This window comes from Escherichia sp. E4736 (assembly GCF_005781225.1).
Lineage (GTDB): Bacteria > Pseudomonadota > Gammaproteobacteria > Enterobacterales > Enterobacteriaceae > Escherichia.
Window position 1 is genome coordinate 110,557 of record NZ_VATT01000018.1, and the last position, 14,167, is coordinate 124,723.

Annotated in this window: 10 protein-coding genes; 4 read left to right on the forward strand and 6 right to left on the reverse strand. The window is 53.0% G+C overall.

From position 1 onward, the window contains the following. Positions 1 to 27 precede the first annotated feature (27 nt). Positions 28 to 990 (forward strand): ferrochelatase, encoded by a 963-nt coding sequence (hemH, locus tag FEK46_RS14235; protein WP_135559992.1) that lies wholly within the window; start codon positions 28 to 30, stop codon positions 988 to 990. Here the strand turns inward: hemH and aes are convergent. Continuing rightward, positions 965 to 1,933 carry an acetyl esterase gene (gene aes / locus FEK46_RS14240; RefSeq protein WP_135559991.1) on the reverse strand — a complete coding sequence of 323 codons (969 nt, stop codon included), beginning with the start codon at positions 1,931 to 1,933 and terminating at the stop codon, positions 965 to 967. The two genes, hemH and aes, sit on opposite strands and share 26 nt — an antisense overlap. Positions 1,934 to 2,084: 151 nt before the next feature. Between aes and gsk the strand changes: the two genes are divergently transcribed. Further along, entirely contained in the window at positions 2,085 to 3,389 is a 1,305-nt protein-coding gene (gsk, locus tag FEK46_RS14245) for an inosine/guanosine kinase (RefSeq protein WP_130206313.1), read from the forward strand. 130 nt (positions 3,390 to 3,519) lie between these two features. Here gsk and ybaL read toward each other — a convergent pair whose 3' ends face one another. Both ybaL and fsr read right to left on the reverse strand, forming a co-directional pair. Further along, positions 3,520 to 5,196 carry a YbaL family putative K(+) efflux transporter gene (gene ybaL / locus FEK46_RS14250; protein WP_135559990.1) on the reverse strand — a complete coding sequence of 559 codons (1,677 nt, stop codon included), beginning with the start codon at positions 5,194 to 5,196 and terminating at the stop codon, positions 3,520 to 3,522. Between the two features lie 238 nt (positions 5,197 to 5,434). Then, complete coding sequence (fsr, locus tag FEK46_RS14255; RefSeq protein WP_135559989.1) at positions 5,435 to 6,655, reverse strand: fosmidomycin MFS transporter; 1,221 nt, start codon at positions 6,653 to 6,655, stop codon at positions 5,435 to 5,437. 217 nt (positions 6,656 to 6,872) lie between these two features. Between fsr and ushA the strand changes: the two genes are divergently transcribed. Beyond that, entirely contained in the window at positions 6,873 to 8,525 is a 1,653-nt protein-coding gene (ushA, locus tag FEK46_RS14260) for a bifunctional UDP-sugar hydrolase/5'-nucleotidase (protein WP_130206319.1), read from the forward strand. A 36-nt stretch (positions 8,526 to 8,561) separates the two neighbouring features. Here the strand turns inward: ushA and ybaK are convergent, their stop codons facing one another. From ybaK to copA, 3 genes are all read right to left on the reverse strand, one after another. Continuing rightward, positions 8,562 to 9,041 (reverse strand): Cys-tRNA(Pro)/Cys-tRNA(Cys) deacylase YbaK, encoded by a 480-nt coding sequence (ybaK, locus tag FEK46_RS14265; RefSeq protein ID WP_130260288.1) that lies wholly within the window; start codon positions 9,039 to 9,041, stop codon positions 8,562 to 8,564. 203 nt (positions 9,042 to 9,244) lie between these two features. Further along, positions 9,245 to 10,039: a TraB/GumN family protein gene (locus tag FEK46_RS14270; RefSeq protein WP_135559988.1), complete on the reverse strand. Its 795-nt coding sequence runs from the start codon at positions 10,037 to 10,039 to the stop codon at positions 9,245 to 9,247. Between the two features lie 428 nt (positions 10,040 to 10,467). Beyond that, positions 10,468 to 12,972, reverse strand: a complete 2,505-nt coding sequence (gene copA, locus FEK46_RS14280) for a copper-exporting P-type ATPase CopA (protein ID WP_135559987.1) — start codon at positions 12,970 to 12,972, stop codon at positions 10,468 to 10,470. Between the two features lie 261 nt (positions 12,973 to 13,233). Between copA and glsA the strand changes: the two genes are divergently transcribed. After that, positions 13,234 to 14,166, forward strand: coding sequence for a glutaminase A (gene glsA / locus FEK46_RS14285; RefSeq protein WP_130215511.1), 933 nt, complete (start codon positions 13,234 to 13,236; stop codon positions 14,164 to 14,166). The last annotated feature ends 1 nt before the right edge of the window (position 14,167 follow it).

The window sequence follows — 14,167 nt, forward strand, 5'->3', positions numbered from 1 at the left end:
AACAAGTTGAATCGATAAGAGGCGGTAATGCGTCAGACTAAAACCGGTATCCTGCTGGCAAACCTGGGGACGCCCGATGCCCCCACTCCTGAAGCGGTAAAACGCTATCTGAAACAATTTTTAAGCGATAGACGCGTGGTTGATACCTCACGGCTGTTGTGGTGGCCGTTGCTGCGTGGTGTGATTTTGCCGCTGCGCTCACCGCGCGTGGCGAAGCTGTACGCCTCGGTCTGGATGGAAGACGGCTCGCCACTGATGGTTTACAGCCGCCAGCAACAGCAGGCGCTGGCACAACGTTTACCGAAAACGCCAGTGGCGCTGGGCATGAGCTACGGCTCGCCATCACTGGAAAGCGCCGTCGATGAACTACTGGCAGAACATGTTGATCATATTGTGGTGCTGCCGCTCTATCCGCAATACTCCTGTTCTACGGTTGGCGCTGTGTGGGATGAACTTGCACGCATTCTCGCGCGCAAGCGTAGCATTCCGGGGATTTCGTTTATTCGTGATTACGCCGATAACCACGATTACATTAATGCGCTGGCAAATAGCGTGCGGGCCTCTTTCGAAAAACATGGCGAGCCGGATCTGCTGCTGCTCTCTTATCATGGCATTCCTCAGCGTTACGCGGATGAAGGTGATGATTACCCGCAGCGTTGCCGCACAACGACTCGCGAACTGGCTTCCGCACTGGGGATGGCACCGGAAAAAGTGATGATGACCTTTCAGTCGCGCTTTGGTCGGGAACCCTGGCTGATGCCTTATACCGATGAAACGTTGAAAATGCTCGGAGAAAAAGGTGTCGGTCATATTCAGGTGATGTGTCCAGGCTTTGCGGCGGATTGTCTGGAGACGCTGGAAGAGATTGCCGAGCAAAACCGTGAAGTCTTCCTCGGCGCTGGCGGGAAAAAATACGAATATATTCCGGCGCTTAATGCTACACCGGAACATATCGAAATGATGGCTAATCTTGTTGCAGCCTATCGCTAAAGAATCGAGCACCGTCGCGTAGAGCATCGTCGGCGGTTTTCATCATCCGTGAATAATGCAAAAAGGCGTGCAGCGTACCGGAGTAGAGTTTGAACTCACAAGGTTGCTGATGCGCCGCTAACGTCTGGTAAAGCAGGCGACTGTCATCCAGCAGCGGATCGAACTCCGCTCCGGCGATATAACAGGGCGGCACATTTCGAGTGAGATCATTATTAAACAGGCAGTAATACGGCGACTCGCGATCCGCTTCGCTGCCTAAATATGCCTCTTCATACATCTGCAAATCCTGTTGCGTTAAGCCATCCCAGGCACCGCCCAGCAGGCGACGAGTCACGGAATCCCGTAACCCATAAAGTCCATACCACAGCAAAACGCCCACAACCTTACCGCAATCGATCTGTTTATCCCGCAGCCACAAGGCGCTGGCGAACGCCAGCATTGCGCCAGCGGAATCACCGGCAAAGCCAATACGTGACATATTAATTTGATAATCGCCCGCCTGCTGGTGGAAGTGACAACAGGCGGCCACGATTTCCTCTATCGCCTGCGGAAAACGCGCTTCTGGCGAAAGGGTGTAATCAATGCCAATCACCGTACACTGAGTGTAGATTGCCAGCAGGCGCATGATGCGATCGTGAGTATCGAGATTGCCGAGAATAAAACCACCGCCGTGAAGATAAAATAGCGTCGCTGGGCTATCTGAATTTGGACAAAATAAACGGGCCTCCACTTGTCCATATTTTGTCGGAACTGCGTAATCCCTGGTTTCCATTTCTGGAGCGCCCGCATTCCAGAATCGCCGCTCGAGCGTGTAATGCTGACGCTGCTCGGCAAGTGTTCCTTCTGCGGGCCAGGGCGGTAAATCAGGCTGAAGCGTATTAACAACGGCCCTCATTTCGGCAGAAATCAGTTCCAGTGCGGGTAATTTGTTTTCCATCTTCATAGAAAAACTCCTTTCAAATTACGCCATTGTAAGGAAGCTCTGCCATGATAATGCGATCTCGTCTGCTGATATTGAAACTGGCTGCATCTCGCGCGTTCCCGTGAGATTGTGTTAACATTCGCCGCTCAGTTAACCACCCGTAAAAACAACCATGAAATTTCCCGGTAAACGTAAATCCAAACATTACTTCCCTGTAAACGCACGCGATCCGCTGTTGCAGCAAATCCAGCCAGAAAACGAAACCAGCGCTGCCTGGGTGGTGGGTATCGACCAGACGTTGGTAGATATTGAAGCAAAAGTGGATGATGAATTTATTGAGCGTTATGGATTAAGCGCCGGGCATTCACTGGTGATTGAAGATGATGTTGCCGAAGCACTCTATCAGGAACTTAAAGAGAAAAACCTGATTACCCATCAGTTTGCGGGGGGCACTATTGGTAACACCATGCATAACTACTCGGTACTGGCGGATGACCGCTCGGTACTACTGGGCGTGATGTGCAGCAATATTGAAATTGGCAGCTACGCCTATCGTTATTTGTGTAATACCTCCAGCCGTACCGATCTTAATTATCTGCAAGGCGTAGACGGCCCGATTGGACGCTGCTTTACGCTGATTGGCGAGTCTGGCGAACGCACTTTTGCCATTAGCCCTGGCCACATGAACCAGCTACGGGCAGAAAGCATTCCGGAAGATGTGATTGCCGGAGCGTCGGCGCTGGTACTCACCTCATATCTGGTGCGCTGCAAGCCGGGCGAACCGATGCCGGAAGCGACCATGAAAGCCATTGAGTACGCGAAGAAATATAACGTGCCGGTGGTGCTGACGCTGGGGACCAAATTTGTCATCGCCGAGAATCCGCAGTGGTGGCAGCAATTCCTCAAAGAACACGTTTCCATCCTTGCGATGAATGAAGAAGAAGCCGAAGCGTTGACCGGAGAGAGCGATCCGCTGCTGGCGTCTGATAAGGCGCTGGACTGGGTGGATCTGGTGCTGTGTACCGCCGGGCCAATCGGTTTGTATATGGCGGGCTTTACTGAAGACGAAGCGAAACGCAAAACCCAGCATCCGCTGCTGCCGGGCGCTATCGCGGAATTTAACCAGTATGAGTTTAGCCGCGCTATGCGCCACAAGGATTGCCAGAATCCGCTGCGCGTCTATTCGCACATTGCGCCGTATATGGGCGGACCAGAAAAAATCATGAACACCAACGGTGCCGGAGATGGGGCGCTGGCGGCGCTGTTGCATGACATTACCGCTAACAGTTATCACCGTAGCAACGTACCAAATTCCAGCAAACATAAATTCACCTGGCTGACGTATTCGTCATTAGCGCAGGTGTGTAAATACGCCAACCGTGTGAGCTATCAGGTACTGAACCAGCATTCTCCACGCTTAACGCGCGGGCTGCCGGAGCGTGAAGACAGCCTGGAAGAATCTTACTGGGATCGTTAAGTTATCGTCGGTTCGTAGGCCAGATAAGGCGTTCACGCCGCATCTGGCATTTGGCGCTCGATGCCTGATGCGACGCTGGCCGCGTCTTATCAGGCCTACATATCCGCGCCTATTATCCGGCAACCACCGTTTACCCCGTCACCACTTCACCTGCCGGTGGCGTTTCCAGCAGTTCCAGCATGGTGCGGGCAATTTCACGCTCGCCCATCACCACCTGATTTGCGCCACGTTCGGTGATATATGCCACCTCGTCGTCATAATGGGCGCGGGCGATAATCTCAATATCCGGGTTTTTCGCGCGAGCAGACACCACAATCTCGCCGGCTTCGTAACCGTTGGGAATCGTCAGGATCAGCCATTTTGCGCATTCCAGATGCGCCAGTTGCATGATCTCTTCGTTAGCCGCGTTGCCTAATACCGCCCGGACTCCGCGCTCACGCAGTTCGTCGACGCGAGTACGTGACGTCTCAATCACCACTAAAGGAATATCAGACGCGAGCAATTTCTCCCCCAGCAGGCTGCCCACACGACCATAACCTACCAGCAGCGCATGGTTGCAGATATCAACCGGAATCTGCTTCTCTTCTTCGATAGCTTCCTCCAGCGTCTGCTCTTCCAGCGTTTCGGTTTTCGCCAGGTATTTCTCCAGCAGCGCGAACAGCACCGGGTTGAGCATAATCGACAAAATCGCCCCCGCCAGCACCAGGTTTTGCCCCGCCTGCGGCAGCAGATTCAACGCCATCCCCAGACCCGCCAGAATAAAGGCGAACTCACCAATTTGCGCCAGGCTGGCGGCGATGGTCAACGCCGTACGCTGGGAGTGACCAAACAACCGGACGAGGAAAAGCGCCGCAACCGATTTACCAAACAGAATAATCGCCAGCGTAGCCAGCACCGCCAACGGCTGCTGAATCAGGATTAACGGATCAAACAGCATCCCGACAGAGACGAAGAACAACACTGCAAACGCATCACGTAATGGCAGTGTATCGTGGGCGGCACGGTGGCTAAGTTCGGACTCATTCAGCACCATCCCGGCAAAGAACGCGCCGAGTGCAAAGGAGACGTCAAACAGCTCCACCGCGCCAAAAGCAATCCCTAACGCCAGCGCCAGCACCGACAGGGTAAACAGCTCACGCGAACCCGTTGCCGCGCTACGTGCCATAATCCACGGCACCAGACGGCGACCTACCAACATCATAATGGCAATAAACGCGACGACTTTGCCGATGGTGATACTCATATCCAGCGCCAGCGTCGCAAAGCCCACATCGCCCTGTTCCAGCATTCCGGCTACCGCTGGCAGCAACACCAGCGTCAGGACCATCACCAGGTCTTCCACAATCAGCCAGCCAATGGCGATTTGCCCTCGCTGGCTGTCTATCAACTGCCGTTCTTCAAGTGCGCGCAGCAGCACCACGGTACTGGCGGTGGAAAGACACAAACCGAACACGATGCCGGTCATTAACGACCAGCCGATCACGGCAGAAAGAGCCATACCCAGCAGTGTCGCCACGGCTATCTGGGCGACCGCGCCGGGAATGGCGATGGACTTTACCGCCATCAAATCCTTGAGCGAAAAATGCAAACCGACGCCGAACATCAGCAAAATAACGCCCAGTTCCGCCAGTTCAGGCGCAAGTTTTGTATCGGCAACAAAACCTGGGGTAAAGGGGCCTGCCAGCACACCCGCTAACAGATATCCCACCAGAGGAGAAATACGCAGTTTATTGGCCAGCATGCCGAGGATAAAGGCAAGCACAAGGCCGCCAACAATTGTGGTGATAAGCGGGGTGGCGTGATGCATTCCGTCTCCTTTTCCTGGTGGTGGTTGTCCATATTTTGGCCGGGAAAACCAAAATTACAGGTAATAGTTTATGACAATTTCATAGATGATGTTTATGAATAATTATTGAATTTTGCAGAAAAATGGAATCAGCCGCAAAAAAGGCACGGATCGGAAAAGTGATGAGGTGTATGAAGAGGAAAGGCTTATGGTTACTGCAAAATGAAGCAGCCAAAGTTTACCTTTGGCTGCCGGGAATTCAGGATTTATGCCGATTATCAGGTAAGAATATGGTCAACATGCCAAGAAGCGGCAGGAAAGCACAGATTTTATAAACTAACTCGATACTGGTATGGTCGGCGATAAGCCCCAGAACTGCGGCTCCAAGGCCACCCATGCCAAAAGCAAAACCGAAAAAGAGCCCGGAAACCATGCCGATACGCCCCGGCAACAGCTCTTGCGCATAAACCAGAATGGCAGAAAACGCAGAGGCGAGGATAAATCCAATAATCACCGTCAAAACCCCCGTCCAGTGCAGGCTTGCGTACGGTAAAATAAGCGTAAAAGGCGCAACGCCGAGGATAGAGCCCCAAATCACATATTTTCGCCCAATCTTATCGCCAACAGGCCCGCCAATCACCGTCCCCGCCGCAACGGCAAATAAGAAGGCAAACAGATTAAGTTGGGCATTCTGGATGGATAATCCGAATTTTTCCATCAGATAAAAGGTGTAATAGCTGCTGATGCTCGCCATATAGAAATATTTCGAGAAAATCAGCACTAACAGTACGCAAACAGCCAGAACGACCTTATTTCGTGGCAGCGGATTGATTATTGGCGCTTTCGGCTTGCCTTTACTCATTCGGTGCTGCGCAGAGTACCAGCGGCTGATTTGCGCCAACACCACGATTGCCAGCAGTGCCGCCAGTACAAACCATGCAACGTTGCCTTTGCCATAGGGGGCGATGAGCACCGCCGCCAGCAAAGGCCCCAACGAACTGCCAAAGTTACCGCCGACCTGGAAGATGGATTGCGCCAGACCATGACGTCCGCCAGACGCCATACGTGCCACGCGGGAAGATTCTGGATGAAAGACCGACGAACCGGTACCGACCAGCGCCGCCGCCAGCAACACCGAGCCAAAACTGCCCGCCAGCGCCAGCAGCACCAGGCCGCTTAAGGTAAAGCACATGCCAATTGGCAACGACCACGGCATTGGGTATTTATCTGTCCAGTAACCGACCACTGGTTGCAGCAGCGAAGAGGCGAGCTGGAAGGTGAGGGTTATCAGCCCAATCTGCATAAATGTCAGGGAAAACTCTGACTGTAATAGCGGATAAATCGCCAGAATCAGCGATTGGATCATGTCGTTCAGCAGATGCGAAAGGCTGATAGCGCCTAAAATGCCAAACGATGTGCGAGCCTTAGTGGTCGATGCAGCCGCGCCCGCCACAGGCTGGGTTTGTTCACTCATTGCCATAGGAAAGTCACTTTTTTAGGGTTGCGATGTAAAGAATGATCTTATTTGTGATTATTACCCGACTAACATACCTGTATGCGCTGATTGAAGGAAGTCTCAATGTGGAAAACAGAATTTCCAATCTGGATGTAGATTTATCGTAACCGAACGCAGACTTGTCTATGATGTCGCGTCATACTAATTTTCAACACGTTATTATCTGGTCAGGGAGAGAAGTATGAAATTATTGCAGCGGGGTGTGGCATTAGCCCTGTTAACCACATTGTCACTGGCGAGTGAAACTGCGTTGGCCTATGAGCAGGATAAAACCTATAAAATTACGGTTCTGCATACCAACGACCATCACGGTCATTTCTGGCGCAATGAATATGGCGAATACGGTCTGGCGGCACAAAAAACGCTGGTGGACGGTATTCGTAAAGAGGTCGCCGCTGAAGGCGGGAGCGTGCTGCTACTTTCTGGTGGCGACATTAATACCGGTGTGCCGGAGTCTGACTTACAGGACGCAGAGCCAGATTTTCGCGGCATGAATCTGGTGGGCTATGATGCAATGGCGATTGGCAATCATGAATTTGATAACCCGCTCACCGTATTACGCCAGCAGGAAAAGTGGGCAAAGTTCCCGTTGCTCTCTGCCAATATCTATCAAAAAAGTACCGGCGAGCGCCTGTTTAAACCCTGGGCGCTGTTTAAGCGCCAGGATCTGAAAATCGCCGTTATCGGTTTAACAACTGATGAAACAGCGAAGTTAGGTAACCCAGAAAACTTCACCGACATTGAATTCCGTAAACCTGCCGACGAAGCCAAACTGGTGATCCAGGAGCTGCAACAGACAGAAAAGCCGGACATTATTATCGCGGCGACCCATATGGGGCATTACGACAACGGTGAGCACGGTTCTAACGCGCCGGGTGATGTAGAGATGGCGCGCAGTTTGCCTGCCGGATCGCTGGCGATGATTGTCGGCGGACATTCGCAAGATCCAGTCTGTATGGCTGCGGAAAATAAAAAGCAGGTAGATTACGTTCCTGGTACGCCATGCAAACCGGATCAACAAAACGGCATCTGGATTGTACAAGCACATGAGTGGGGCAAGTACGTTGGTCGGGCCGACTTTGAGTTTCGCAACGGCGAAATGAAAATGGTCAACTACCAGCTGATTCCGGTGAACCTGAAGAAAAAAGTCACCTGGGAAGACGGGAAAAGCGAGCGTGTGCTGTACACCCCTGAAATAGCTGAAAACCAGCAAATGATCTCGCTGTTATCGCCGTTCCAGAACAAAGGCAAAGCGCAGCTGGAAGTGAAAATAGGCGAAACCAACGGTCGTCTGGAAGGCGATCGTGACAAAGTGCGTTTTGTACAGACCAATATGGGGCGGTTGATTCTGGCAGCCCAAATGGATCGTACTGGTGCTGACTTTGCGGTGATGAGCGGAGGCGGGATTCGTGATTCTATCGAGGCAGGCAATATCAGCTATAAAAACGTGCTGAAAGTGCAGCCGTTCGGCAATGTGGTGGTGTATGCCGACATGACCGGTAAAGAGGCGATTGATTATCTGACTGCCGTCGCGCAGATGAAGCCGGATTCCGGTGCCTACCCGCAATTTGCCAACGTCAGCTTTGTGGCGAAAGACGGCAAACTCAACGACCTGAAAATCAAAGGCGAACCGGTCGATCCGGCAAAAACCTACCGCATGGCAACATTAAACTTTAATGCTACTGGCGGTGATGGTTACCCGCACCTTGATAACAAACCGGGCTATGTGAATACCGGCTTTATTGATGCCGAAGTGCTGAAAGCATATATCCAGAAAAACTCGCCGCTGGATGTGAGTGTCTATGAACCGAAAGGTGAGGTGAGCTGGCAGTAATCTGAAAGTGCCGGATGCTCACATCCGGCACAATGCTTAATCGCGACGGGCGATATCAGCAAATTTAGCATCGAGGATCTTCGCCAAGTCGCCTGCCGCCAGTTCGATATCCAGCCCGCGTTTACCGCCGGAAACATAAATAGTGGCAAATTCTTGTGCGGGGGCGTCGATAATCGTCGGCAGACGTTTTTTCTGCCCTAATGGGCTAATTCCCCCAACCAGATATCCCGTTGAACGCTGCGCGACCATCGGATCGGCCATCTCTACTTTCTTGGCACCCAGCGCCTTTGCTACTTTTTTGAGATCTAATTGACCTGCGACTGGCGTGACGGCCACGGCAAGGTGTTTCATATCGCCATTCACTGCGACCAGCAGCGTTTTGTAGACCTGATCCGGATTCAAACCTAATTTTTTGACGACTTCATCGCCAAAATTGGTTTCTGCCGGATCGTGTTCGTAGGTATGAACCTGAAAAGAAATTTTGTTTTTTTCGAGTAATTTAACTGCCGGTGTCATCGTAATTTTCCTGCCTTAAACAAAAAAACGAAGCAAGCATACGCCTGATGGTGGTCCAAAAAAAAGTGCCATCTTGCCTAAGAGTATTGGCAGGATGGTGAGATTGAGCGACAATCGACTTACACCGTCGTTTAAAGCGACGGCATAATAATAAAAATATGAAATTCCTCTTTGACGGGCCAATAGCGATATTGGCCATTTTTTTAGCGCAACATTTGCGGCAAATTCCCTTCTCCATACAGATGTAAAGCACCGACCGCGACCACATAGCGCCCCGGCGGCATGGCGCGTAATTTATCCCGCCAGGCGAGATTTCTCTGGTGCATCAGCACATCGTACAGCGACTGACTGAACGTATTGGGCAGCGTTATTTCATTATTTTGTGGCGGTGCATTCAGCCACCAGCTCATCATTTGTTGCAGCAACCGTGCGTTGGTATGCCAGTGGGTCAGCGTATCGTCCAGCAGCGCCTGTCCTTTGTCGGGAAGCTGGAGCAACATGGCAATCTGGTTTTCTGCCCCTTCCAGTTCAATCACGGGTTTATGTTGTTGCTTCGCCACCTGCAATAGCTGGTAATCGATACCATATTCTGCCCGCAGCCCCAGTTTTTGCGCCTGTGTCGCCTGAAGAACCATCGCGATTTGCCACAACGGTTGGGTAGAAAAGAGTGAGGGAGAAATGCCCATCTCCTGGCTAATGTGCTGCAGATTTTGCAATTGTTCTTCGCTAATGCGCTCTTCCAGCGCCTCGCAGGCTGGCAAATTGGCAAAAGGCGTATCGCTGGTGGAAACATCCGCCTCGACGATCAGCGCATCGGCGTTTTTGAGCTTTTTGAGCAAACGGGTGGGCAGGGGAGCCATATCGTGACTCCCCATATGAATACTGCCAATCAGATGAAAATGGCGATTGCCGGGAAGAGAGATATCGATAGCAGGCCAGGTGTAATGATTGCCGCGCAGCGCGGCCCAAAGCGTTTTTACCCGGTACAACAGATCCATACGACCTCCCTTTGTGAAATATCATGCTAGCGCGCGGGGAGGGATGGCGCAAATAGAGTTATGAGGCTTGTTCAGTGGTAGCTTAAATATGATCGAAAAATTGTTTTTGCTTTGAAACGAAAGACTGCACGGGTGTTGGTGGCGTCAAAATCGCCGAGGCGTTCCCTGAAGGCCGGGGCAGCCCACATGGATGTGGGCTGAGGGCGCGTTTTACAGGGATGTTACCTCGCGCCCGACCCGGTAGCCGCAAGGGATAAGCTGAGGGTACCGCGCAGCGGCGATTTTGTTCGCCAGAGCCCGGGGGTGCAGGGGGCGGCGGCGATTGGCCGCCCCCTGCGCGCTCCCTGCGCCAGTCACTTTATATGGCATTACTCATAAAAGGAGCGCAACAAGAACTGGATCTCACAAACGCATTAAGTAAATACCAATCATTCCTTCGGTTTAAACCGCAGCAACCGGTTGGCGTTACTCACTACGGTAATCGACGAGAGCGCCATTGCCGCTCCGGCAACTACCGGGTTAAGCAGTGTTCCGGTGAACGGCCACAAAATACCGGCGGCGACCGGAATACCGATACTGTTGTAGATAAACGCGCCGAGCAGGTTCTGCTTCATGTTGCGCAGCGTTGCACGGGAAATCGCGAGCGCATCCGCAACACCCATCAGGCTATGGCGCATCAGGGTAATCGCCGCGGTTTCAATGGCAACATCACTGCCGCCCCCCATCGCAATACCGACATCCGCCTGGGCCAGCGCTGGCGCGTCGTTAATGCCGTCGCCCACCATTGCCACCTGACGTCCTTCACTTTGCAGACGTTTGATCGCTTCGGCTTTACCGTCCGGCAGCACTCCGGCAATCACTTCATCAATTCCAGCTTCTTTGGCGATTGCTTTGGCGGTGGTTGGGTTATCCCCGGTCAACATCACCAGACGATATCCCGCTTTATGCAGACGTTGCAGCGCCGCCACGCTATCATTACGCAACGGATCGCGTACTGCCAGTAAGGCCACCGCTTTCCCGTCAACCGCCAGCAGCACAGGCGTTGCGCCTTGCGATGCCTGAGCTGAAATATCTGCTTCAATCGCTTTAGTATCGACTTGCTGGTCATTTAGCAACGCCTGATTACCCAGCAATAACGCATGACCTTCTGCTTCACCGCTCACGCCCAGCCCGCGCAATGTGCGGAAACCGTTGACCTGCGGTAGCTGCATATCGCCTGCTTTATCGAGGATCGCTCGTGCCAGCGGATGGCTGGAACCTTGCTCCAGCGCCGCCGCCAGACGCAATGCCTGCGCTTCATCAACATCAGCAAATGTTTTTACCGCGACAACCTGCGGCTTCCCTTCGGTCAGCGTCCCGGTTTTATCGAACACGACGGTATCAAGCGTACTGGCGCGTTGCAGTGCGTCGGCGTCCCGCACCAGCACACCAAACTCAGCCGCCCGCCCGACGCCGGAAATAATCGACATCGGCGTCGCCAGCCCCAGCGCACACGGACAGGCGATAATCAGCACCGTGGTGGCGATCACCAGGGTATAGACAATCTGCGGTGCCGGACCAAAGAAATACCAGATTGCCGCACTGATCAGCGCAATAACCACCACTACAGGCACAAATACGGCAGAGATTTTATCCGCCAGCTGGCCGATTTCTGGCTTGCTGCTCTGGGCCTGGCGCACCATACGAATAATCCGTGACAGCGTGGTATGGCTGCCAACCGCACTGGCGCGAAACAGCACGCTACCGTCCTGAACCACTGTCCCGGCATGGACGCTATCGCCTTCGCCCTTTTGCTGCGGGATAGGTTCGCCCGTCAGCATCGCTTCATCCAGCAACGCTTCGCCTTGGGTAATTTCACCATCTACCGGCACGCGGTCGCCCGTCGTCAGGCGCAGTAGCATGCCTGGCTGAACTTCCGCCAGCGGCACGCTTTTTTCACCTTCGTCAGTAACCAGGCGCGCCGTTGGCGGCGTTAAATCGAGTAACTTCTCCAGCGCCTTTGAAGAACGCTGACGTGCGCGCGCTTCCAGCATATGACCGAGATTGATCAGACCGATAATCATCGCGCTGGCTTCGTAATAAAGATGTCGTGCTTCCATCGGGAACCACTGCGGCCACAGGTTGACGCTCATCGAATAAAGCCACGCCACGCCCGTACCCAGCGCCACCAGCGTATCCATCGTCGCTGCACCGTTGCGCAGGCTTTTCCATGCGCTGCGGTAAAAATGTCCGCCCGCGAAGACCATCACCGCCAGCGTTATCAGGCCGATAACCAGCCACAGGCTGCGGTTGTCGGCGGTAACCATCATGTTATCGCCGATCATCCCCCAGACCATCACCGGGATACCCACCGCCAGGGCGACAATCGCCTGCCAGCGGAAGCGCTTCATTGTAGCGATGGCGGTTTCTTGCTGGCGCTCACGACGTTTAGCGTCATCTTCAATTGCCTCTGCGCCGTAACCTGCTTTCTCCACCGCCTGGACTAAATCTTGTGGGGAGGCACTGCCCATCACCAGCGCAGTACGCTCCGCCAGGTTTACCCGTGCCTGGGTGACGCCCGGTACGCTTTGCAGCGCATTTTGTACGCGGGTGACACAGCTGGCGCAGCTCATGCCGCTCAGCAGCAACTGCTGGCTGTCATCGTCATCGGCGGTCGCTGCCGGAAGCTCATCAGAAACCGCTGTCAGTGCTTCCGACGGGATTGATGACTCCGCCAGCGGTTTAGCCTTTGGGTGGCTTACAGATGCGTCATAACCCGCTTGTTTGATGGTTTCGATCAGCTGTTCTGCACTTGCAGTGCCGGTAACGTGTGCTTCAGTGACAGACACATCCGCCTGCTCAACGTCCGGGCGCTGTTCGAGACTTTCTTTCACGCGTTTAACGCAGTGACCGCAGGACAGGCCGTCCAGGGTCAGGTCGATAGTTTGTGACATAACGTACTCCTTTAAGACAGTGTTGACTGACTGTGATAAAGGGTAAACCTTCCAGCAAGGGGAAGGTCAAGAAATTATTTATCAGCGAAATGAAAAGTCGGCAGAGATTAAAAAATTGGCGCAATTAGCATCAGAATTAGACATTTATCTCTTTGTTTTCCTTTATCTAAAGTACGGGTGCTAAGTTAAATCAGGATGCCTGAAAACTGGCATCGGGGTGAGGAAATACCTCCCGCATCTATAAAAAGGAGTTAACAAAAGATGTTAGATGCAAACAAACTACAACAAGCAGTGGATCAGGCGTACACCCAATTTCACTCACTTAGCGGCGGACAAAACGCCGACTACATCCCCTTTCTGGCGAATGTCCCCAGCCAACTGGCGAGCGTCGCTATCGTAACCTGCGATGGCAATATCTATAGTGCCGGTGACAGTGATTACCGCTTCGCGCTGGAATCCATCTCCAAAGTCTGTACGTTAGCCCTCGCGTTAGAAGATGTCGGCCCGCAGGCTGTACAAGATAAAATTGGCGCAGATCCCACCGGACTTCCCTTTAACTCGGTCATTGCCTTAGAGCTTCATGGTGGCAAACCGTTATCACCGCTGGTTAATGCGGGGGCTATCGCCGCCGTCAGTCTGATTAAAGCCGAGAATGCAGAACAACGCTGGCAGCGAATTTTACATATTCAACAACAGCTTGCAGGAGAACAAGTCGCGCTCTCTGACGAAGTCAACCAGTCGGAACAAACAACCAACTTCCATAACCGCGCTATTGCCTGGCTGCTGTACTCCGCCGGATATCTGTATTGCGATGCGATGGAAGCCTGTGATGTCTACACTCGCCAATGTTCCACGCTCATCAATACCGTGGAACTGGCGACGCTTGGCGCGACGCTGGCGGCGGGCGGTGTTAATCCGCTAAGTCAAAAACGCATTCTGCAGGCCGACAACGTGCCATACATTCTGGCCGAAATGATGATGGAAGGGCTGTATGGTCGCTCCGGTGACTGGGCGTATCGCGTTGGTTTGCCAGGAAAAAGCGGCGTTGGCGGCGGCATTCTGGCGGTAGTACCTGGCGTGATGGGGATTGCCGCGTTCTCCCCGCCGCTGGATGAAGACGGTAATAGTGTTCGGGGTCAGAAAATGGTGGCATCTGTTGCTAACCAACTCGGCTATAACGTGTTTAAGGGCTGAT